Annotated in this window: 22 protein-coding genes and 1 pseudogene; 17 read left to right on the forward strand and 6 right to left on the reverse strand. The window is 70.4% G+C overall.

Translation table 11 applies throughout. The features are described 5' to 3' along the window. Positions 1–46: 46 nt before the first annotated feature. On the reverse strand, positions 47–1,021 hold the full coding sequence (locus ABTU82_RS09990; protein WP_407173206.1) for an acetylxylan esterase: 975 nt from the start codon (positions 1,019–1,021) through the stop codon (positions 47–49). Between the two features lie 205 nt (positions 1,022–1,226). On the opposite strand from ABTU82_RS09990, the gene tilS reads away from it, so the two are divergent. The 13 genes and pseudogenes from tilS (at position 1,227) to lysS (ending at position 13,249) form a co-directional block, all read left to right on the forward strand. Further along, entirely contained in the window at positions 1,227–2,237 is a 1,011-nt protein-coding gene (tilS, locus tag ABTU82_RS09995) for a tRNA lysidine(34) synthetase TilS (RefSeq protein WP_407173207.1), read from the forward strand. 9 nt (positions 2,238–2,246) lie between these two features. After that, entirely contained in the window at positions 2,247–2,798 is a 552-nt protein-coding gene (gene hpt, locus ABTU82_RS10000) for a hypoxanthine phosphoribosyltransferase (protein WP_116647207.1), read from the forward strand. Between the two features lie 114 nt (positions 2,799–2,912). Further along, on the forward strand, positions 2,913–4,916 hold the full coding sequence (gene ftsH, locus ABTU82_RS10005; protein ID WP_116647208.1) for an ATP-dependent zinc metalloprotease FtsH: 2,004 nt from the start codon (positions 2,913–2,915) through the stop codon (positions 4,914–4,916). Between the two features lie 9 nt (positions 4,917–4,925). After that, positions 4,926–5,501 (forward strand): annotated as a pseudogene (gene folE, locus ABTU82_RS10010) (GTP cyclohydrolase I); the annotation flags it as partial. Between the two features lie 134 nt (positions 5,502–5,635). Beyond that, the gene (gene folP, locus ABTU82_RS10015) at positions 5,636–6,454 is read left to right on the forward strand and encodes a dihydropteroate synthase (RefSeq protein WP_116647210.1); all 819 of its coding nucleotides are present in this window, start codon (positions 5,636–5,638) and stop codon (positions 6,452–6,454) included. Then, positions 6,442–6,849 carry a dihydroneopterin aldolase gene (gene folB / locus ABTU82_RS10020; RefSeq protein ID WP_407173210.1) on the forward strand — a complete coding sequence of 136 codons (408 nt, stop codon included), beginning with the start codon at positions 6,442–6,444 and terminating at the stop codon, positions 6,847–6,849. Before folP ends, folB begins: the two co-directional genes overlap by 13 nt. Then, a complete protein-coding gene (folK, locus tag ABTU82_RS10025; protein ID WP_407173212.1) occupies positions 6,846–7,355 on the forward strand; it encodes a 2-amino-4-hydroxy-6-hydroxymethyldihydropteridine diphosphokinase in 510 nt (169 codons plus the stop codon). Before folB ends, folK begins: the two co-directional genes overlap by 4 nt. Beyond that, the gene (locus ABTU82_RS10030; RefSeq protein ID WP_407173213.1) at positions 7,352–7,834 is read left to right on the forward strand and encodes a DUF3180 domain-containing protein; all 483 of its coding nucleotides are present in this window, start codon (positions 7,352–7,354) and stop codon (positions 7,832–7,834) included. Before folK ends, ABTU82_RS10030 begins: the two co-directional genes overlap by 4 nt. After that, complete coding sequence (locus ABTU82_RS10035) at positions 7,791–8,399, forward strand: PH domain-containing protein (protein ID WP_116647213.1); 609 nt, start codon at positions 7,791–7,793, stop codon at positions 8,397–8,399. Before ABTU82_RS10030 ends, ABTU82_RS10035 begins: the two co-directional genes overlap by 44 nt. Continuing rightward, a complete protein-coding gene (locus tag ABTU82_RS10040) occupies positions 8,396–10,096 on the forward strand; it encodes a PH domain-containing protein (RefSeq protein ID WP_407173215.1) in 1,701 nt (566 codons plus the stop codon). Before ABTU82_RS10035 ends, ABTU82_RS10040 begins: the two co-directional genes overlap by 4 nt. Then, positions 10,093–10,821, forward strand: coding sequence for a Rossmann-like and DUF2520 domain-containing protein (locus ABTU82_RS10045; protein WP_116647214.1), 729 nt, complete (start codon positions 10,093–10,095; stop codon positions 10,819–10,821). Before ABTU82_RS10040 ends, ABTU82_RS10045 begins: the two co-directional genes overlap by 4 nt. Then, positions 10,818–11,669 (forward strand): pantoate--beta-alanine ligase, encoded by an 852-nt coding sequence (gene panC, locus ABTU82_RS10050; protein ID WP_407173217.1) that lies wholly within the window; start codon positions 10,818–10,820, stop codon positions 11,667–11,669. The genes ABTU82_RS10045 and panC overlap by 4 nt, the downstream gene beginning before the upstream one ends. Before the next feature lie 62 nt (positions 11,670–11,731). Next, on the forward strand, positions 11,732–13,249 hold the full coding sequence (lysS, locus tag ABTU82_RS10055; RefSeq protein ID WP_407173219.1) for a lysine--tRNA ligase: 1,518 nt from the start codon (positions 11,732–11,734) through the stop codon (positions 13,247–13,249). Positions 13,250–13,264: 15 nt separating this feature from the next. Here the strand turns inward: lysS and ABTU82_RS10060 are convergent, their stop codons facing one another. Further along, on the reverse strand, positions 13,265–14,428 hold the full coding sequence (locus tag ABTU82_RS10060) for a DUF4192 family protein (RefSeq protein WP_407173221.1): 1,164 nt from the start codon (positions 14,426–14,428) through the stop codon (positions 13,265–13,267). Between the two features lie 115 nt (positions 14,429–14,543). On the opposite strand from ABTU82_RS10060, the gene ABTU82_RS10065 reads away from it, so the two are divergent. The 3 genes from ABTU82_RS10065 to ABTU82_RS10075 all read left to right on the forward strand — a co-directional run bounded on the left by ABTU82_RS10065 (position 14,544) and on the right by ABTU82_RS10075 (position 17,120). Then, positions 14,544–14,741 (forward strand): hypothetical protein, encoded by a 198-nt coding sequence (locus ABTU82_RS10065; protein ID WP_116647218.1) that lies wholly within the window; start codon positions 14,544–14,546, stop codon positions 14,739–14,741. A 78-nt stretch (positions 14,742–14,819) separates the two neighbouring features. Beyond that, positions 14,820–16,286: a cardiolipin synthase gene (gene cls / locus ABTU82_RS10070; RefSeq protein ID WP_407173223.1), complete on the forward strand. Its 1,467-nt coding sequence runs from the start codon at positions 14,820–14,822 to the stop codon at positions 16,284–16,286. A gap of 87 nt (positions 16,287–16,373) precedes the next feature. After that, positions 16,374–17,120, forward strand: a complete 747-nt coding sequence (locus ABTU82_RS10075) for a hypothetical protein (protein WP_407173225.1) — start codon at positions 16,374–16,376, stop codon at positions 17,118–17,120. Positions 17,121–17,141: 21 nt separating this feature from the next. Here ABTU82_RS10075 and ABTU82_RS10080 read toward each other — a convergent pair whose 3' ends face one another. Next, a complete protein-coding gene (locus ABTU82_RS10080) occupies positions 17,142–18,464 on the reverse strand; it encodes a hemolysin family protein (RefSeq protein WP_116647221.1) in 1,323 nt (440 codons plus the stop codon). Positions 18,465–18,884: 420 nt separating this feature from the next. On the opposite strand from ABTU82_RS10080, the gene ABTU82_RS10085 reads away from it, so the two are divergent. Next, positions 18,885–19,844, forward strand: coding sequence for an endonuclease domain-containing protein (locus ABTU82_RS10085; protein WP_407173227.1), 960 nt, complete (start codon positions 18,885–18,887; stop codon positions 19,842–19,844). A 265-nt stretch (positions 19,845–20,109) separates the two neighbouring features. Here the strand turns inward: ABTU82_RS10085 and ABTU82_RS10090 are convergent, their stop codons facing one another. The 3 genes from ABTU82_RS10090 to ABTU82_RS10100 are packed head-to-tail and all read right to left on the reverse strand — an operon-like array spanning position 20,110 to position 21,610. Next, a complete protein-coding gene (locus ABTU82_RS10090; RefSeq protein ID WP_407173228.1) occupies positions 20,110–20,346 on the reverse strand; it encodes a helix-turn-helix domain-containing protein in 237 nt (78 codons plus the stop codon). After that, the gene (locus tag ABTU82_RS10095) at positions 20,343–20,984 is read right to left on the reverse strand and encodes a hypothetical protein (protein ID WP_407173230.1); all 642 of its coding nucleotides are present in this window, start codon (positions 20,982–20,984) and stop codon (positions 20,343–20,345) included. The genes ABTU82_RS10090 and ABTU82_RS10095 overlap by 4 nt, the downstream gene beginning before the upstream one ends. Beyond that, on the reverse strand, positions 20,984–21,610 hold the full coding sequence (locus ABTU82_RS10100; protein ID WP_407173232.1) for a hypothetical protein: 627 nt from the start codon (positions 21,608–21,610) through the stop codon (positions 20,984–20,986). Before ABTU82_RS10100 ends, ABTU82_RS10095 begins: the two co-directional genes overlap by 1 nt. Positions 21,611–21,652: the final 42 nt, after the last annotated feature.

Here is a 21,652-nt window from a genome sequence, read left to right on the forward strand (position 1 = left end):
TCAGTGGATTTCCGCCGCCCAGCCTAGTGCGGCCGACTGTCGTCTCTCAGGCGGCGAACGACTCGGCGATGACGCCGATCGCGCGCTCGCGGTCTTCGGGTCCGCCGCCCTCGTGCCCGTTGTAGGGCCACACGTCGATCGTCTTGTCGGCCGAGGCGTTGGCGTTGAACCCGGCGAAGACCGTCGACGGCGGGCAGATCGGGTCCATCAGCGCGACGGAGTAGTGGATGCGGGTGCGCACCCGCCGAGCGAAGTTGACCCCGTCCACATACGACAGAGTCCGCACGACCTGCTCGACGCGCGACCGCTGCGAGGTGAGGTACCCCGCGATCTCGGAGTAGGGCGCGGCATCCGTGATGAGCGTCGCGCGCGCGGCGTCGGACAGGAAGGGCACGAAGGCGACGGCCGCGCTCACGTCGGGTCGGAGCGCCGCGGCGGCGATCGCCTGGGCGCCGCCCTGGCTGCCTCCGACGACGGCCACGCGATCGGGGTCGATGCCCGGCAGGTCGCGCGCGACGTCGACGGCTCGAACGGCATCGGTGAGCAGACGGCGGTAGTAGTAGGTGCGCGGGTCTTCGATGCCTCGCGTCATGACCCCCGGGTGCGCGGGCGCCGAGCCGTGCGGGTCGGGGGTCGCGCCGACCGCCGACCCGCGTCCGGCGCCCTGACCTCGCACGTCCATCACCAGGTGCGCCCACCCCGAGGCCGCGGCCCACAGGTGGGTGATCGGGCGTCCGCGCCCGCTGCCGTATCCGGCGTACTCGATCACGACCGGCAGCGGCTCGTCGGCGTCGGCCGGCGTCACGAGCCAGGCGCGCACCGGATCGCCGGCGTAGCCGCTGAAGGTGACGTCCGAGACCCTCACGCGCCGCATCCCCGTCTCCACCGTCTCGAGCACGGTCGGGGTGGCGCGGTCGGCCGCCTCTTGGAGGGTCTGTGCCCAGAAGTCGTCGAAATCCGCCGGATCTTCGACATCGGACTGGAACGTACGCAGCTCGGAGAGCGGGCGATCGGTGAGCATGCCTACATCTAACCGTGGGCTCGACCCGGGGGTGTGTTGCGCGGTCGCGCGCCGTAATTCAGGCTGATCGCGCCGCCCGGCGGCGGCCGCCCCGCGATCCCGGCGATGCGCCCGAGGGCCGCCCCCTCCAGCCTGAGTTGGTGCGAGAGGCCGGTTGCCCCGGCCGTGCGTCGTGGGCGCGCGAGCGGGCCGGTACCGTGAGCGGATGCCCGTTCGTCCGAGCCTCGACCCCGCGGTCGCCGACGTGCGCCGTGCCGTGCGCACCGCGCTGCAGACCTCCCGCCCCGCATCCGTCGTCGTCGCCCTCTCGGGCGGACCCGACTCGCTCGCGCTCGCCGCGGCCGTCGCCTTCGAGGCGCCCAAGCTCGGCATCGCCGCCACGGCGGTCACCGTCGATCACGGGCTGCAGGAGGGATCGGCGGATGCTGCGGAACGCGCCGCCGCCGCCGCTCGCGCTCTCGGCCTCGACGCCGTGGTGGTCGCGGTGCAGGTGGGCGCCGAGGGCGGCCCCGAAGCATCCGCCCGCCGCGCCCGCTACGCCGCGCTCTCGCACGCCGCCCGCGAGCGCGGCGCCGAGGCGGTGCTGCTCGGGCACACCCTCGACGACCAGGCCGAGACCGTGCTGCTCGGGCTGGCGCGCGGCTCGGGGGCGGCGAGCCTCATGGGCATGGCGCCCGAGCGGGTCGACGACTCCGGACGGTGGTGGCGTCCGCTGCTCGGGGTGCGTCGTGCGACGACGGTGGCCGCGTGCGCGGCGGAGGGGCTCGATCCCTGGCACGACCCCCACAACGCCGAGCCCCGCTTCTCCCGGGTGCGGGTGCGCGAGCGCGTGCTGCCCGTGCTCGAGGCCGAGCTGGGCCCCGGCATCGCCGAGGCGCTCGCGCGCACCGCCGAGCAGCTGCGCGAAGACGCCGAGGCCTTCGCCGAGATGATCGACGAGACGATCGAAGACATCGTCGAGCACGCGGAGGCGGGCATCTCGGTCTCGGCCGCGGCCCTGGCCGCGAATCCGGCGGCGCTACGCCACCGCATCATCCGCCTCGTCGTCTCGAGCGAGTTCGGCGAGAGCCTCACGCGGTCGCAGACGCTCGATGTCGCGCGTCTCGCCACCGACTGGGCGGGACAGGGTCCGATCGATCTGCCCGGCTGCTCGGCACGCCGCATCGGCGGGCGGATCGTGTTCGCGGCCACGGGGCACGCCCCGGCCAGCGCCTAAACTCGATCCATGCGCGCCGACCAGATCTCTGACGACATCACCGAGGTACTGATCACCGAGGAGCAGATCCAAGACAAGCTGGCCGAGCTCGCCGAGCAGGTCGCCCGCGACTACGAGGGCGAGAACCTCCTCCTCGTCGGTGTGCTGAAGGGCGCGGTCATGGTCATGGCCGACTTCGCGCGCCACCTCCCGCTGCACATCCAGATGGACTGGATGGCGGTGTCGTCGTACGGCACGGGTACGCGCTCGAGCGGTGTCGTGCAGATCCGCAAAGACCTCGACACCGACCTCCATGGGCGCCATGTGCTCATTGTGGAGGACATCATCGACTCGGGCCTCACCCTCAGTTGGCTGCTCGAGAACTTCGCCTCGCGGGGGGCGGAGTCGATCGAGGTGCTGGCGCTTCTGCGCAAGCCCGACGCGATGAAGGTGGAGGTCGACTGCCGCTACGTCGGGTTCGACATCCCCAACGAGTTCGTCATCGGCTACGGCCTCGACTACGCCGAGAAGTACCGCAACCTGCGCGACGTCGCGGTGCTCGCGCCGCACGTCTACAGCTGAGGCGCGTACGCCGTGGGCGAATGCACAGTCCGCCCATAGAGACCCCGCTGTACCCTGATTTCACCGTAAACCGGTGGAATCCTGACGAAAGGGGCCCGGGCGTCGCCCCGCACCATGGACTTCAAGAAGCTCACGCGCAACCCGATCCTCTACATCGTCGTGATCGGTCTGCTCCTTCTGGTCGGCTTCTGGCTCATCACGAGCCTCAACGGCGCTCGGCAGATCTCGACCCAGGAGGGCCTCGAGCTCCTCAAGGGCGGCACCGTCTCCGAGGCCACCACGACCGACGGCGACCAGCGCGTCGACCTCACGCTGAACCAGCCCTACGAGGGCGCCAACGAGGTGCAGTTCTACTACGTCTCGGCGCGCGCGATCGAGGTGGTCGACGCGATCGACACCGCGAACCCCGCTGACGGGTACAACGACGTCGTGCCGCGGCCGTCGTTCTTCGACGGCATCCTGTCGCTGATGATCCCGCTCCTCATCCTCGGTCTGCTGTTCTGGTTCCTGCTCTCCAGCGCTCAGGGCGGCGGCAGCAAGGTCATGCAGTTCGGCAAGTCCCGGGCGAAACTCGTCTCGAAGGAGAGCCCGACCGTCACGTTCCAGGACGTCGCGGGTGCCGAAGAGGCGATCGAAGAGCTCGAAGAGATCAAAGACTTCCTGAAGGATCCCGCGAAGTTCCAGGCCGTGGGCGCCCGCATCCCGAAGGGCGTGCTGCTGTACGGCCCTCCCGGAACGGGTAAGACGCTCCTCGCCCGTGCGGTCGCCGGCGAGGCCGGCGTGCCGTTCTACTCGATCTCGGGTTCGGACTTCGTCGAGATGTTCGTCGGCGTCGGTGCCAGCCGTGTGCGCGACCTGTTCAACCAGGCCAAGGAGAGCGCCCCGGCGATCATCTTCATCGACGAGATCGACGCCGTCGGCCGTCACCGCGGCGCCGGCATGGGCGGCGGGCACGACGAGCGCGAGCAGACGCTGAACCAGATGCTCGTCGAGATGGACGGCTTCGATCCCAAGGCGAACGTCATCGTCATCGCGGCGACCAACCGCCCCGACATCCTCGACCCCGCGCTTCTGCGCCCGGGCCGCTTCGACCGCCAGATCGGTGTGGACGCGCCCGACCTCAAGGGCCGCCAGCGCATCCTCGAGGTGCACGGCCGCGGCAAGCCCCTCGCCGACGGCGTCGACCTCGAGGTCGTGGCCCGCAAGACCCCCGGCTTCACCGGTGCAGACCTCGCGAACGTGCTGAACGAAGCGGCGCTCCTGACCGCGCGCTCGAACGCGCAGCTGATCGACAACCGCGCCCTCGACGAGGCCATCGACCGCGTGCTCGCCGGTCCGCAGCGCCGCACCCGCGTGATGCGCGACAAGGAGAAGCTGATCACGGCCTACCACGAGGGCGGTCACGCTCTCGCGGCGGCGGCGATGAACCACACCGACCCGGTGACGAAGGTGACGATCCTTCCCCGCGGCAAGGCGCTCGGCTACACGATGGTGCTGCCGCTCGACGACAAGTACTCGATCACCCGCAACGAGCTGCAAGACCAGCTCACCTACGCGATGGGTGGCCGCGTCGCCGAGGAGATCGTATTCCACGACCCCACCACGGGCGCGTCGAACGACATCGAGAAGGCGACGAGCATCGCGCGCAAGATGGTCACCGAGTACGGCATGACCACCGACGTCGGGCCCGTGAAGCTCGGGTCGTCGTCGGGCGAGGTCTTCATGGGCCGCGACATGGGCCACGGCCGTGACTTCTCGGAGCGCATCGCCGAGCGGGTCGACGCCGAGGTGCGCGCGCTCATCGAGCAGGCGCACAACGAGGCGTACGAGGTCATCAACTCGAACCGCAAGATCCTCGACCGCCTCGCGCTGGAACTCCTCGAGAAGGAGACCCTCGACCACCTCGAGCTCGCCGAGATCTTCACCGACATCACCCGCCTGCCCCCGCGTCCGCAGTGGCTGTCCTCCGACGGCCGCCCCGTCTCGCAGCTGCCGCCGGTCGACGTGCCCCGTCGCGCTCAGCCGGCAGGGGTCGCGGCGAACACCGAGGCCGAAGCGCAGACCGAGAAGGCCCCGCGTCGCCAGCCGAGCGGACAGGCTCGACCGGCGACCGCGTAGGCCCGGCCGATGACCGTCGACCGGGAGCGCGTGCGCTCTCTTGTCAGGGAGCTGCTCGAAGCGATCGGCGAAGACCCCGAGCGACCGGGGCTGCGCCAGACGCCCGAGCGGGTAGCCGACGCCTACGGAGAGTTCTTCGCAGGGGTCGGTGAGGATGCTGCGGCTCCGCTCGCGCATACGATCTCGATCTCGCGGGGTCCGGCGCCCGAGACCGTACCGTCGGGCGCGGTGATGCTGCGCGGGGTCGACTTCCGTTCGATCTGCGAGCACCACCTGCTGCCGTTCCGCGGGGTGGCGCACCTCGCCTACCTTCCGGGGGAGCAGGTCGTCGGCCTCGGCGCCCTGTCGAAGGTCGTCGAGGTGCTCGCCGCCCGCCCGCAGGTGCAGGAGCGCCTCGGCGAGCAGATCGCCGACACGATCGCAGCGTCGCTCGACGCGCGCGGGGTGCTCGTCGTGCTCGACGCCTCGCACGAGTGCGTCACGATGCGCGGTGCGCAGCAGAAGAACGCCACCACCGTGACGATCGCCGCCCGAGGCGAACTGGCAGACCCCGCCGCGCGCGCCGAGCTCATCGCGCTGATCTCCCTTCGACAGGCTCAGGGACCGCAGGTGCAGGCTCCGGGGCCGCAGGCGCAGTCTCCGGGGCCGCAGGCGCAGTCTCAGGGACCGCAGGCGCACGCTCAGGGACCGCAGGCGCAGGCTCAGGGACCGGAGGCGACGTGACGCTCATCATGGGGATCGTCAACGTCACCCCCGACTCGTTCAGCGACGGCGGCCGCTACGTCGACCCCGACGTCGCCATCGGTCATGGCGTCCGGCTGCGCGCCGAGGGCGCTCACATCCTCGACATCGGCGGTGAGTCGACCCGACCGGGAGCAGAGCGGGTCGCCCCGCGGGTCGAGCAGCAACGCGTGCTGCCGGTGATCGAAGCGCTCGCCGCCGCCGGTGCCGTCGTCAGCATCGACACTCTGAACGCCGACACGGCCCACGCGGCGATCGCGGCCGGAGCCCGCATCGTCAACGACGTCTCGGGCGGACTCGCCGATCCGGCCATGCTCGAAACGGTGGCCGTGACCGACGCCGACATCGTGCTGGGGCACTGGCGTGGCCCGTCGGCCGACATGTACGCCCGCGCCGACTATGTCGACCTCGTGCGCGAACTCTCGGCCGAGCTGATCGAGCGCGTCGACGCGGCCGTCGCCGCCGGCATCGCCCCGAGCCGGATCGTGCTCGATCCGGGAATCGGTTTCGGCAAACGGGGGCCCCAGAACTGGGAGACCCTCCGCGCCCTGCCCCAGCTCGTGGGCCTGGGCCCACGGGTGCTCGTCGGCACCAGTCGCAAGAGGTTCCTGGGCGAGGCGCTCGGCGACGACGCATCCCTGGCTCGTCGCGATCTCGCGACCGCCGTCACCAGCGCGCTGTCGGCGCGCGATGGAGCCTGGGCTGTGCGGGTGCACGACGTCGCCGCCACCCGAGACGCACTCCGCGTCGCGGCGCTCTGGTCGGATGAGAACCTGGAGGGAATATGGACCCCGTAGACGAGATCACCCTGACCGGCGTGCGCGCGTGGGGTCACCACGGCGTGTACGACGACGAACGCGCGCAGGGTCAGGAGTTCGTCGTCGACCTCACGCTGCGGATCGACACCGCCCCTGCCGCCGCATCCGACGACGTCGTCGACACGGTTCACTACGGCGAACTGGCCGAGCGGATCGTGGCGCTCGTCGGCGCGGATCCCGTGAACCTCCTCGAGACCCTCGCGGCGCGGATCGCCGACGACGCGCTGACCGACCCCCGCGTCGAGCAGGCCGTCGTCACGGTCCACAAGCCGTCGGCGCCGATCACGGTGCCGTTCGCCGACGTGTCGGTGACGATCCGCCGTACGCGGCCCGCCCCCCGCGCCCTGCCGTTCGGATTCGGAGTCGCGCCGTGAGCGACGTCGCCGTCGAGGGCCGGCCGCAACCCGCCATCGCCGTCGTAGCTCTGGGCGCGAACCTCGGCGACCGCGAGGCGACCCTCGATGCCGCGCTGACCGACCTCGCGGCACTACCGCTGACCGACCGGGTGCGCACCTCTGCCGTCATGGAGACGGTGGCGGTCACCACGAGCGGGCCGGATGCTGAGGCGCCGCGCTATCTCAATTCCGTCGCTCTGGTCGCGACCCGGCTCGCCCCGTCGGTGCTGCTGACCTACCTGCACCGGATCGAGGCCCGCCACGGGCGCGAACGGGGGGAGCGGTGGGCCGATCGCACTCTCGACCTCGATCTCGTCTCGTACGCAACGGTGGTGTCGGACGACGCCCGGCTGATCCTTCCTCACCCGCGCGCCGCCGAGCGCGAGTTCGTGCTCGCTCCGTGGCACGAGGTGGACCCGGAGGCGGAGCTCCCCGGCGTCGGGCGCGTCGAAGATCTCCTCGCCGATCTTCGAGCAGACCGGTGAAGCGCACCGGCGCGGGAGTTCTCGTCGGTGCGGCCATTCTCGGCATCGTCGTGGGGTTCGTGCTCGACACCGCGCTGAGCTCGGCGGGTCGGCCGACGTTCGCACCGGCCGTGACGCTGCCGATCCTTCTCCTCCTGGTGGGAGGAGCCGTGATCGCGCTCGCCATCCCGATCCGGCGGGCCACCCGCGGGCTCGCCACCACCGCTGTCAATCCGTTCCGGGCGCTGCGCATCGCCATCCTGGCGAAGGCGTCGAGCATCGTCGGCGCGGCCATCGGCGGCGTCGCGGTCGGGCTGCTGCTCTTCCTCTTCACCCGCCCGGTGACCCCCTCGGTAGGCTCGATGGGCACGACGATCGCCACGGCGATCTGCGGCGGCATCCTCGTCGCCGCGGCGCTGGTCGCCGAGCACCTGTGCACCATCCGGAAGGACGACGATGACGAACAACCCGGAGGCGACTCCGCAGGCGTCGCCCACTGAGCCCACCGACGACGCGCGTGTCCGCGAGACGGCGGCCGTTCTCGACGAGGACTCGTTCACCCGCATCATCGAGCCCCGCTCCGATGCTCGCCTGCCGCTCGGCGACGGGACGTGGCACCAGCTCGCCCGCGCCTACGTCTGGGTGCAGATCATCTCGACCGGCGTGTTCACCCTCGTCGTGCTCGCGGTGGCGATCGGTCTGCAGCTGTGGCTCAACCAGCCGTGGACGTGGATCCCGGCCGGCATCGTGCTGCTCGTCTGTCTCTTCTCGCTCGCGATCACGCCGCGTCAGGCGCGTTCGTACGGGTACCAGCTGAGGCGCGACGACCTCGTGTTCCGCCGCGGCATCCTCTGGCAGCGCATGGTGGCGGTGCCCTACGGGCGCATGCAGCTGATCGACATCACGCACGGTCCCCTCGACCGCGGTTTCGGGATCGCGCAGCTGAAGCTCGTCACCGCCGCAGCCTCCACCGGCGTGACGATCCCGGGCCTGACGCAGAAGGCCGCCGAGAACCTGCGCGACACCCTCGTCGACGTCGCCGAGACCCGTCGGACCGGCCTGTGAGCGAAGCATCCGCCCCGTCCGCGCCCCCGGCAGACGAGGTGCGCTCGCCGCTCAGCGACGGCGAGTGGCACCGGATGCATCCGCTCACCCCGCTCCTGCGCGGGGGACTGTTCCTGCTCGTGGTCGGGGGTATCGCGATCGCGAACCTCCGCGAGCGGCTCGTCGAGTGGCTGCTGCCGGCTTTCGCCCCGGAGTTCGGCGACGGCGAGTTGCCGCCCGACCCGATCGACTACCTCGTCAGCCGCAACCTGCTCCTCATCGCCCTCCTCGCGGTGCTCGGCACCGTCGTCGTGCTGCTGCTGCTGTTCTCGTTGTCGTGGCGGTTCCACACGTTCCGCATCACCGACGACGACGTCGAGGTGCGCTCGGGCGTGCTCTTCCGCACCCATCGGCGGGCCCCGCTCGACCGCGTGCAGGGCGTCAACCTGACCCGGCCGCTCGTCGCGCGTCTGCTCGGGGTCGGGAAGCTCGAGGTCGTCGGGGCCGGCACCGATTCGAACGTGAAGCTCGAGTACCTCTCCACGTCGGACGCCGAGACCATCCGCGCCGACATCCTGCGGTTGGCCTCGGGCCGACGTCTCGGCGGGAGCGCGGCGGCACGCAGCGGCGGAACCCGCGTGCGGCAGGCTGCCTCGGCGGTCGGAGCGGGTCTGTCGGGTCTCGTCGATGGTGACGACCAGGGCGACGTCGAGCCCGAGTCGGTGGTGCACATTCCGGCCGGCCGACTCATCGCCTCGCGTTTGCTCAGCGGCACGACCCTCGTGCTGATCGCGCTCATCGCGGCGATCGTGGTCGGGTCGATCGTTGGATCGATCTGGGTGCTGTTCTCGTTCGTGCCGGCCGTCCTCGGTTTCGGCGCCTACTACGTGAGGTCGGTCACGCGGGCGCTGCGCTATTCGATCGCTCCCATGCCGAGCGGCACCCGCATCACCTTCGGTCTCTTCACGACCGTGAGCGAGACCCTGCCGCCGGGGCGCGTCCACGCCGTCGAGGTGCGCCAGTCGATCTTCTGGCGGCCCTTCGGCTGGTGGTCGATCACGGTCAACCGCCTCTCTGGCCGGTCGTCCAGCGACACGAACGCCGATCAGTTCACGACCGTGCTGCCGGTGGGCACACGCGCCGACGTCGAGCGCGTGCTCAAGCTGCTCCTGCCGGCCCTCCCCGACGAGGACTGGCCGTTCGTCTTCGACCAGGGCATCCTCGGCCCCCGTGCCGACGATCCGTACGCGACGACGCCCGCGCGCGCCCGGCTCCTGCGCCCGCTGTCGTGGCGACGCAACGGCTACCTGCTGACGCCCGACGCGCTCTTCTTGCGCCGGGGTTTCATCTGGCGCGCGCTCGGCGTCTTCCCTCTGGCGCGCATGCAGAGCGTCGGGATCGCGCAGGGCCCGGTCGACCGCATGCTGGGCGTGGCGAACCTCACCGCGCACGTGGTCGCCGGATCGGTGACGACCACCGTGGGGATCCTCGAGCGCGATGATGCGCTGCGAGGATTCCAGGATGCTGCGCACGGGATCGTCGCCGCATCCGCCGGCGATCGCAGCCACCGGTGGGCGTCGTCCGAGCCCGATCAGACGCCCGCGGGCGAGCCGGTCGTCGAGCCGGGTGCGGCGCCCGCTGACCCCGCGGCCCCGGCATCTGACCCCGCGGCCCCGGTCGCCGACCCCGTCGAAGCGCCGGATCGGACTCACCGATGAGCGGGCCGGGACGCGACGGACGACTCGGCGTCGGCATCATCGGGGCGGGGAAGGTCGGTCCCGTGATCGGATCGGCGCTCGCCGGCGCGGGGCACGCTCTCGTGGGCATCACCTCGGGGTCCGACGACGACCGGGTCGAGGCCATCCTTCCAGGAGTGCCGGTACTGGCCGCCGACGAGGTCGTGCGCCGTAGCGAGCTCGTCGTGATCGCCGTGCCCCACGACGAGCTCGCCGGGCTCGTCGCCGGTCTCGCGGAGGTCGGAGCGTGGCAGCCGGGCCAGCTCGTCCTCCACACCGACGCCGCGCACGGCATCGCGGTGCTCGAACCGGCTCTGCGATCCGGCGCGATCCCGCTGGCGATCCATCCCGCGATCAGCTTCACGGGCACCTCGATAGACCTCCGGGCTCTCAGCCAGGGCTACGCCGCGGTCACCGCTCCAGGGCCCGTGCTGCCCATCGCGCAAGCGCTCGCGGTCGAGCTGGGATGCGAGCCGGTCGTGGTCGCCGATGCCGATCGGCCCGCGTACGCCGAGGCGATCGCGACGGCCACGGAGTTCTCGCGCTCGATCGTGCGACAGGCGGCGGGCATGCTCACCCGCCTGGGTGTCGACAACGCGGGAGGCTATCTCTCCGCCCTCGTGCGTTCGACCGTCGACCAGGCGCTCGCCGAGGGAGCGCCCCCGCACAGGGACCCGCTCGGTCCCGACGCTACGATCGACGGATGATCCGCTCCCTCGACGCGCTGCGTTCCCGCCTCACCGAGCTGCGCTCGGGCTCCGAAGGCGGCACCGCGTCGGTCGCACTGGTCTCGACGCTCGGCGCCCTCCACGAGGCCCATGTCGACCTCGTCGAGCGGGCGCGAGAGAGCGCCGACCTCGTGGTCGTCGCATCGTTCGTGAACCCTCTGCGCTTCCGCACCTCCGCAGACGTCGAGGCCTACCCGGTGCGACGCGCGCAGGATGACGCGCTCCTCGACAGGCTCGGCGTCGATGTCGTGTTCGCACCCGACGCGGCGGAGCTCCTTCCCGCGGGTATCGCGACCACGCGCGTCTCGGCCGGAGACCTCGGTCTGCGCTACGAGGGGCGCACGAGGCCGTACTACTTCGACGGTCTGCTCACGGCCGAGGCGATCCTCTTCCACCTGATCCGGCCCGATATCGCGGTCTACGGCGAGCGCGATCTGCAGCGCGTCTTCCTCGTGCGACGGATGATCCGCGACCTCTTCTTCGACATCGAGGTCGCCACGGTGCCGACCGTGCGCAGCGACGACGGGCTGCCGATCTCCAGCCGTGTCGACCTTCTCGAACCCGCCGATCGTCGAGCCGCCGCGCTCCTGCCCCGCGCCCTCGAGGCTGCCGCCTCGAACGCCGATCGCGGTGTCGACGCGTGCATCGCGGCGGCGCAGTCGTCGCTCATGGGTGAGGAGCGCATCCGCCTCGAGTATTTGAACGCCGTCGATCTGGCGACCTTCCTCCCCGTCGACGAGGCGCACTCCGGGCGCGCTCTCGCGCTCATCGCGGCGACCGTTGCCGGGCACCGCTTTATCGACAACGCCGAGATCTCGCTGCCCTGAGGCGGCACTGCGGCGAGGGGCCGCGCCCGAGTCGGTCGACGCCGCTCGGTAGGATCGAGAGCATGACCGACGCGCCCGACGCCGCCCCTGAAACGCCCGACGACGACGTCATCGAGCAGAAGGCCGTGCGTCTCGCCAAGCGCGAGCGGCTGCTTGCCGAGCGGACGAATGCTGCGGGCGGGCCCTACCCGGTGACCGTGCCCGTCACCGACACCATCCCCGCGCTGCGCGAGCGGTTCGCCGATCTCGAGGCGGGCGACGAGACGGGCGTGACGGCCGCCGTCGCCGGGCGCATCGTCTTCAGCCGCAACACCGGCAAGCTCTGCTTCGCCTCGCTGCAGTCGGGCGACGGCAGCCGCATCCAGGCGATGGTCTCGCTGGCGTCGGTGGGCGAGGAGTCGCTGCAGGCCTGGAAGGATCTCGTCGACCTCGGCGATCACGTCTACGTCTCGGGCGAGGTGATCTCGAGCCGCCGCGGCGAGCTGTCGATCATGGTGGCCGACTGGCGCATCGCCGCGAAGGCCGTGCTGCCGCTTCCGAACCTGCACTCCGAGCTCAGCGAGGAGAGCCGGGTGCGCAGCCGCTTCCTCGACCTCATCGTGCGCGACCGCGCCCGCGAGACGGTGCTCGCCCGCGCGAAGGTCAACGCGAGCCTGCGTCAGACGTTCTCGGGTCACGAGTTCGTCGAGGTCGAGACGCCCATGCTCCAGGTGCAGCACGGCGGCGCCAGTGCTCGCCCGTTCGTGACGCGCTCGAACGCCTTCGACACCGAGCTCTTCCTCCGCATCGCTCCCGAGCTCTTCCTCAAGCGCGCCGTCGTCGGCGGCATCGACCGCGTGTTCGAGATCAACCGCAACTTCCGCAACGAGGGTGCCGACTCCACCCACAGCCCCGAGTTCGCGATGCTCGAGGCCTACCAGTCGTATTCCGACTACAACGGCATCGCCGATCTGACGCAGGAGCTCGTGCAGAACGCGGCGATCGCGGTGGCCGGGTCGACCACCGTCACCTGGGCGGACGGCACGGAGTATGACCTGGGCGGTCAGTGGGACCGGATCTCGATGTACGGGTCGCTGTCCGACGCATCCGGTCGCTCCATCACCCCCGAGACGACGGCCGACGAGCTTGCCGCCTTCGCGTCGGAGGTCGGCGTCGACGAGCCCGCGCACCCGACGCACGGCAAGTGGGTCGAGGAGCTCTGGGAGCACTTCGTGAAGCCCTCGCTGACGCGCCCCACCTTCGTCATGGACTTCCCCGTCGACACGAGCCCTCTGGTGCGCGAGCACCGTTCCATCGCCGGGGTCGTCGAGAAGTGGGACCTCTACGTGCGCGGCTTCGAGTTGGCCACCGGGTACTCCGAGCTGGTCGACCCGGTGATCCAGCGGGAGCGGTTCGTCGAGCAGGCGCAGCTCGCGGCTCGCGGCGACGTCGAGGCGATGCGCATCGACGAGGAGTTCCTGCGGGCGCTCGAGCACGGCATGCCGCCCACCGGCGGCATGGGCATGGGGATCGACCGTCTGCTCATGGCGATCACGGGCCTCGGCATCCGCGAGACGATCCTCTTCCCGCTCGTCAAGTAGTCGCACGCGCGCGCCTCAGATCACCTGCGTGACCGGCCCGCGCGGCACCGGACGTTCGAAGACCCACTCGGGCAGGTGCGCGTTCGCGACGAAGGTCAACACGATCTCGCTGAGACCGTGCGCGGGGTCGATCTTCACCGCCTCTCCGGCGTAGGCAGCCGCGTGGGTCGATCGCCCGAGCGCCCACGACAACCAGGCGCACGCGGCCAGCGCGCCCGGCCGATCGTCGCGCGGAACGGCGGCGGCGATCCGCCGCGACAGTTCGAGGGCGTGGCTCAACCTCTCCGGATCGGGCCGCGGCCCTTCGCCCCACATCGACGCCGCGAGCTCGTCGGGATACGCCTCGCCGTCCTGCCAACGAAGCTGCGCCTCGGCGGCACGGTCTCCGGCCTCGAGTCCGCGGCACCACTGCGTGAGCGCGATGTCGCGCAGCGCGGGCCGCGCGAGCGACCACCCGAGGGTGGCGGCCTGGAAGGCGTCGAGACGGGAGGGATCCCAGTCGAGGGCATCCTCGAGGAGGAGGGGGAGATCATCGAGAGCCTCTGCGGCGGCGAGGGCGCGCGGGTCGATCCGCGCGGGGTCGTCGGGCAGGTCGGGGTCGGCCCAGGTCTCGTTCTGCAGCACCGACACCGCGAACGACAGATCGTGAAGCGCTCGCCCGACGCGCTCCTTCTCGGCGAGATCGACCGGCGGCAGCGCGTGGCCGGTCGACTGATCGCCCGGGTCGAGCGGAAGGTCGTCGAGCTCCGCGCGATCCAGACGGAGCTCGGCGAGGTCGCGCCCCTCCGGTGGGCACCCGGGATCGATGTACGACCCCCAACCGTCTGACGCGACGCAGAGCGCGTCGCGCACGTCGAGACCGCAGATGTCGGCCCGCGCCAGGAGTGCGCTCATCAGGCGGTCGTGGGGGAGGCCCTCGGATTCTGCGAAGCCGGCATCGGTGTAGACGACGGGTGCCAGGGCGTCTGCCGTGGCGATCCGACAGATCAGCCCGATGAACGTCGACGCCACCCGTTCGACGTCGTCGGTGTCGTCGGGCAGATCGAGTCGCATCACACCGAGCGTGCGATTGCCCGCGAACGGTACGAGAACGAGGCTTCGCGAGGGGGAGAAGCCCGCGAGGCGGGGGACCAGGGCGAGGAAGTCGGCGGCGGTGGTGGCTTTGAAGATCGGAGTCATGCACCCACCGTCGTGCGCGGCGCGCCCGCCCGAGTCGGTGCGAGGCGCGGATGTGGAGGAGTGCGGGGATCGCGAGCTTGGGGAGGAGGCGGCGAACTGCGGGTATCCTTGGGATGTGGACTCCTACGCCGCCGCCGTGATCTGGTCGCTTCTGCCGACCGTGGTGGTGTCGGTCGTGTTCTACTTCGTGATCCGCAACGTCATTCGCATGGATCGCACCGAGCGCAAGGTCTACGCGAAGATCGAGGCCGAGGAGCGCGCCAAGCGCGGACTCGCCCCCGTCTCCTCCTCCGCGCCCTCCGCCGACAGCTGAGCCGGCCGACCCCGCCCGCCGTGCGGGCTCCCTCCCTCGCGCCGCTACGCTGAGGGCAGCAGCTCGCCGGGAGGTCTCGTGATCAGCATCACGTTCGATGCGACGTGGTGGGTCGTCGCGATTTTCGTCGTCGATCTGATCATTCGCATCACCGCCATCATCGTCGTGCCCCGCAATCGACGGCCCACGGCCGCAATGGCGTGGCTGCTCGCGATCTACTTCATCCCGTTCATCGGGGTGCTGCTGTTCCTCCTGATCGGGAACCCCCGGTTGCCCAGGAAGCTCCGACGCAAGCAGGCGGCGATCAACGAGTACCTCCACGATACGAGCGACTCGCTCGACTTCGGAACGCTCCGCCCGGATGCCCCGCACTGGTTCACCGCGCTGGTGGGCATGAACCGCAACCTCGGCGCGATGCCTCTGGCCGGCGACAACGACGCGCGCATCATCCACGACTACCAGGAGAGCCTCGACGCGATGGCCGAGGCCATCGGTCGCGCCGAACGCTACGTGCACGTCGAGTTCTACATCCTGCAATCGGATGCGGCGACCGAGGGCTTCTTCCGCGCTCTCGAGCAGGCCGCGGCGCGAGGTGTCGTCGTCCGCGTGCTGCTGGATCACTGGGCGAACCGCGGCAAGCCCTTCTACAAGCAGACCCTCCGGCGACTGGACGCGATGGGGGCTCGTTGGCACCTCCTGCTGCCGGTGCAGCCGCTGAAGGGGAAATATCAGCGACCCGATCTCCGTAATCACCGCAAGCTCCTCGTCATCGACGGCGACCTCGCCTACATGGGTTCGCAGAACGTCACCGACTCCACGTACAACCTGCCGAAGAACATCCGCCGGGGCCTGCACTGGGTCGACCTCATGGTGCGCGTGCAGGGTCCGGTCGTCGCGAGCATCAACGCCGTCTTCCTCAGCGACTGGTACAGCGAGACCGACGAGATCCTCACCGAAGAGATCGACATCGCCAGCGTGCAGTCGGGCCCGGGCGACCTCGACTGCCAGATCGTGCCGTCCGGCCCGGGGTTCGATTTCCAGAACAACCTGAAGCTGTTCCTCGGCCTCCTCCTCGCCGCCGAGAAGAAGATCATCATCGTCAGCCCGTACTTCGTGCCCGATGAGGCTCTGCTGCTGGCGATCACGACCGCCTGCCAGAAGGGCGTGCACGTCGAGCTGTTCGTCTCCGAGGAAGGCGACCAGGCCATGGTCTACCACGCGCAGCGGAGCTACTACGAGGCGCTCCTGCGGGCGGGCGTGAAGATCTGGATGTACCGGAGGCCCTACATCCTGCACTCCAAGAGCCTGACGATCGACGACGACGTCGCCGTCATCGGATCGAGCAACATGGACATGCGCTCCTTCGGTCTCAACCTCGAGATCTCGATGCTCGTCCGCGGCGACGAATTCGTCCGCGACCTCCGTGCCGTCGAGGACATGTATCGCGATCTCAGTCGCGAGCTCACGATGGAGGAGTGGCGCACGCAGCCGCTGCGCTCCACCGTGCTCGACAACCTCGCCAGGCTCACCTCCGCGCTGCAGTAGCGCGCAGCATCCGCGGCCCTGGGTCGTGCGTCGCGGGGGCTTTCTGTGCAGGATGGGAGGACGCCCCCACCCGGAAGGTCCGCCTCCATGACACGCACGACGTCGATCCTGGCCGCAGCCGCCTTGCTGCTGCTCGCGGGCGGAGGCCTCGCCGCGTGCGCGACCCCCACCGGCTCCGGGGCGTCCTCAGAAACCCCCGCGGCATCGCCGTCGAGCGAGACGAGTACGCCGGTCGACGCCGACATCGACGCGGCCTGGCTCAGTGGCGGAACGATGATCGCCGTCCTCACGCGCGGAAGCTCGACGTGCGTGCCCGTGGCCTCCGACGTGGCCTTCGCCGACGGGGTGCTGAGCGTGGAGCTCGCCGATCCGCCGGCCGATCAGGCCTGCACGCGCGACTTCGTGCTCCGCGCTTTCGCCGTGGTCGTGCCCGAGGGTGTCGACCCCGCCGAAGATATCGAGATCGCCGTGTCGGGCTCGGAGGCCAGCGGGTCGGTCGAGCTCGCGGGGGTCGCCGGGCTCGTCCCCTCCGACGGACTCCAGGACGGTGGCGTGCCCACCGCGGGGTGGAGCAGCGCCGACGGCGTGTTCGCCCTGCTCACCTGGGGGTCATCGGGATGCCCGCCCGTCGTGCAGGACGCCCTCGTGAGCGCCCCGGGCGAGATCACCGTGACGCTGGCCGAGTCGCCCGCCGACCGCATCTGCACGAGCGACTTCGCCCCGCGGGTCACCCTGGGGGAGGTTCCCGGCATCGAGAGCGACACCGCTTACGAGCTGGTGCTCCAGGGCGACGGTCTCGACGGAACCCGCGTCCCGATCGCCGGCGTGAACTGACCGCGACGACCAGGACACGCGTCAGGCGCCCGGCGCCTCCTCGGCGTCGGTCGTGTCGTCGGCGTCTGCACCCGTGCGGATGACGGCGACCTCGGCCACGCGGCGCCTCTCCATCTGCTGCACGCGCAGGGTCGCATCGGGCACCGCGACCGTGTCGCCGACGGCCGGGATGCGACCGAGACGATCCATGATGAAACCCGCCAGGGTGTCGTAGGTTCCGCGTTCCAGCTCGACCCCCGACGCCTCTTCGAAGTCCTGCAGGTTCAGGCGCCCGTCGAACGTGCCGCCGGCCGGGTCGTCGGGATGGGCGGCCGCCTCGACGTCGTACTCGTCGAAGATCTCGCCGACGACCTCCTCCACGAGATCCTCAAGGGTGACGATCCCGTCGGTTCCGCCGTACTCGTCGACGACGACGGCGATGTGCAGCTCTTCGGCGCGCATTTTCGTGAGCGTCGGCAGCACCCGCGACGACGCCGGCAGGTAGCTGATCTCGCGTGCGATCTCCGACACGGGGCGCTTCGGGTCGGGGGATGCGGCGTCGTACAGGTCGCGCACGTGTACGAACCCGATGATGTCGTCGATCGACGAGTCGGTGATCGGGTAGCGGGAGTACGGGAGATGCTGCACGCGTTCGACGGCGTCGGCGATGGTCATCGCGACGTCGAGGGCGATGACCTCGAGCCGCGGGCGCATGACCTCGCTGATCTGCCGGTCGCGCAGCGACAGCACGTCGTCGAGGATGCGACGCTCGTCTTCGGGGAGTCCGCCGTGGCTCGAGACGATGTCGCGCAGCTCGTCGTCGGTCATCTCGTCGGCGTTCTTGTCCGGGTCGCCGCCGAGGAGTCGCACGAGCGCATTCGTCGACACCGAGAGCAGCCAGATCACCGGGCGCATGAGCACGGCGAACCCGTTGAGCACGGGGGCCACGGCGTAGGAGAACTGCGCGTTGCGCTGGATCGCCAGGCGCTTGGGCACCAGCTCGCCGAGCACGAGCGAGAAGTAGGCGATGACGAGCGTGAGCACGACCGTCGAGACACCGTCGGCGACCTCGGGCGTCATGCCGATCGCGACGAGAAGGGGTTCGAGGTAGGGCGAGATCGACGACGCACCGTACGCGGCCGAGAGGAACCCGGCGACGGTGACGCCGATCTGCACCGCAGAGAGGAAGCGGTTGGGGTTGCGCGCGAGGGATGCCACCTTCTCGCCGCGCTTGCCGCGCGCGGCGATGGCGTTGAGCTGGCTCTCGCGAAGCGTCACCAGCGCCATCTCGGTGGCGGCGAAGACGCCGCCGATGAGCACGAAGATCAGAACCAGAACGATGTTGAAGATCAGGTCGCCGCTCACAGCGCGACTCCGATCGTGCGGGATGCGCCCGAATGGGCGCCGGCTCTATGGCTGTCGGGGTCTCGCTTTGCGCGTCGATTCATGGGGCAACGATATTCGGCCGCGGGTGCGAGTAGCCGAGTATTCCCCGACAGCCCGCCCGTGCGCTAGTGCGCAGCATCCGTCGCAGTCCATCACCCACCGCGGCGCGTGCGCTCTGCTGTCGCAACGGGCGGGTGTGACGCGCCATTCGCGGCAGGGGAACCTGTAGCACTCCGCTCCCCTGCCGCGAACGGCGGGTTCGGCGCACCATTCGTGACGGGGGAGTGCACTGGGGCTGTGGAACCGTGCGCTCCTCCACAGCTGAGAATCGCGGGCGGTCTGTCCACGATGACGGCGGAAGGAGTGCATCGGCGGCGGATGCTGCGCCACAGTCGCCGCATGAGAAGAACAGGCCTGCCCTCGTCGCTGGGCGATCGGTTCACCACAGCGGATGCCGCGGCGGAGGGAGTGCCGCCGAGCCGGCTGAGGGCGAGCGACCTGCGGCGCCCCTTCCACGGTGTTCGGGCGCGCGCAGCCGATCTGCCCGAATTCCTCCTCACCGACTCGCGCGGCATTCCTCGGGGCCGTGCAGAGGTCGACCATCTTCGGCGCGCGCTCGACTATCTTCCTCGGATGGCCGCCCACGAGTTCTTCTGCAGCGTCACGGCGGCGATCGCTCACGGACTGCCCCTACCCGCTGCGGTGATCGATCGTGCCATCGATGTCGCCGTGTTCGCACCCCGGCGGCTGCCCCGCACGTCGGGAGTGAGAGGGCACGAAGCGTCGACGAAGACGGTGCGATCGTTCATCGACCCCGTGTCGGGCCTGAGGATGACGACCCCCGCGACGACATGGGCGATGCTCGGGGCGGTGCTGACGCATCCGCACGACCTCATCGCGGCCGGCGACGCGGTGGTTCGGCAGTGGCGAGTTCCTGCGCCGCTCGCGACGCGGGCGCAGCTGCAGGCGGCGGTGGATTCGGGTCGTCGGGTGGGGGTCGTCAAGCTCCGCGAGGCGCTCGTCCACGTGCGAACGCGGTCGGCGTCCAGGCCCGAGACGAGATGTCGCCTCGCCCTCACCGACGCGGGCCTTCCTGAGCCCGAGTCGAACTTCGATGTCATCGAGCTCGGAATAGCGCTGGCGTGCGTGGACCTGGCCTACCCTGCGCTGAAGATCGCCATCGAGTACGAGGGTGAGCATCACTTGCTCGACCCCGAGCAGTGGGCGCACGACATCGATCGCTACGACCGTCTGCGAGAAGCCGGGTGGATCGTGATCCGGGTGACGAAGGCGGAGCTCTTCGGTGCTCCGTCTCTCGTGGTCAGGCGCGTGCGTCGTGCGATCGCCTCGCGCTCCTAGCCCATTCCCTTCGCGCTCCCACCCTGCGCGGCTCGCGCTCCCACCCCGCTCCCTTCGCGCTCCCACCCCGCTCCCTTCGCGCTCCCACCCCGCTCCCACCCCGCTCCCACTCTGCGCTCCCCTGTCGCATCTGGTGGGTGCACCTCGCCATTCGCGTCAGGGGAGGGCGCTCTTCATCGTTCCCCTGTCGCGAAGTGCGGGTTGGAACCGCCGAACGTGACAGGGGAGCAGGGTGCGTGCGGCGCGGCCGAGCGGATGCTGCGGGTCAGTCGCGCGCGAGCACCAGCAGGTCGCCGGGCTCGCAGTCGAGGGCACGGCAGACGGCCGAGAGGGTGGAGTACCGGATCGCGCGGGCCCGATCGTTCTTGAGCACCGAGAGGTTCACGACGCTGACCCCGACGATCTCGCTGAGGCGGGTGAGGGTCATGCCGCGCGCGGCGAGCAGTTCGTCGAGCCGGCAGTGGATCCCGGTGGGGCCCTCGTCCTCTGCCGCGGGGCTCATACGAGGCCCGCTGTCTCGCGCTGCAGCCGCGTGCCGATCTGGAACGCCGAGGCGACGAGACCGATTCCGAGGCCCCACCCGATCGGGCTGAAGTCGAGGGGGAACCAGAAGCCGGCGAAGCCGCCCGGCCCTGTCATCTGGTCGGCGGGCCCGAGGAAGAGCACCGTCTCGGCGCGCGCAATCGCACCGACGAGCTGCGACGCCATACCGGCGACCATGATCACACCCGCCAGGACGGCGAGTGCCCCGGGGAACAGCCTCGTGAAGGGGCGTCCTCGCAGCAGCGCCGCCGCCAACCAGACGATCGCCGCCGAGATGGCCAGTGCGGTGAGGATGGGCAGCGCGGTCTCGGCCCAGAGCAACCCGCGCACCCCCGCGGGAAGATTCGCCACCTCGACCCACGCGGTCTCGAATCCGCCGTCGACCGGGGCGTCCGAGCTGCCCAGGACGGGCGGATACTCGCCCCCGGCGGCTAGGGGCACCCCGTTCACCCGCACTGCGGTCGCCCTGAAGATATGGAGAGCGGATGCGACGAAGGCGATGATCGACAGCACGCCTGCGACGAGCGCGCCGCCTCCCACGATCCAGGTGGCGACGCTCTCGGATGGCTTCAGGTGACCGGTGGTCTCGCCGACCATCAGACGAGCCCCTCGGTCTCGCGCTGGAGGCGTGCGCCGACCGTGAAGACGGTGCTGGCGAGGGCGGCGATGAAGGCCAGCAGAAGCAGCGGGAACAGGTCGACCGACATCACCGCGTTGTCGAACGTGCGATCAGAGATCCAGGCGAACGCCCCGTTGGCGCCCATATTCGCGAAGAAAGGCACCGCGCAGAAGCCGACTAGGCCGGCGATCCCCGCCGTCGAGACGAGCGCCGTGTTCGTGCGGGAGAAGATCGTGCCCCGCACGATGTTCTTCGTCAGCCAGAGGAGCGCCCCGACCACCACGAGAACCGTCGCGACGAGCGCGATCTGTTCGAGCACGAGCGCGGCGACGGAGGCGACGGGCAGTTCCGGCGCGATGAGCCGGCCCGTCGCGAGCTCCACGGTCACGGCCGCGCCGTCAGGGCCGATCGGCGCTTGGGCCGGCGTGCCGTCGAAGACGGCCGTCACCGGCACGTCGCGGTTCGGGGCCACCTCGAGCACGCGCAGGACGGCGGTGACCACCACCCACACCGCGATGATCGCGCCGCTGACCACGAACCCGATCAGCGCCGCGGCGTCGGGGCGGGAGAGCGCGCGTTCCGTCTTCGTCTGGGGGGAGGTCATCTCGGCTCCATATCGATCAGCGCTAGTAACGAATATCGATAA

Origin of the sequence: Microbacterium deferens (genome assembly GCF_045517775.1) — a bacterium.
Classification (GTDB): Bacteria; Actinomycetota; Actinomycetes; order Actinomycetales; family Microbacteriaceae; genus Microbacterium.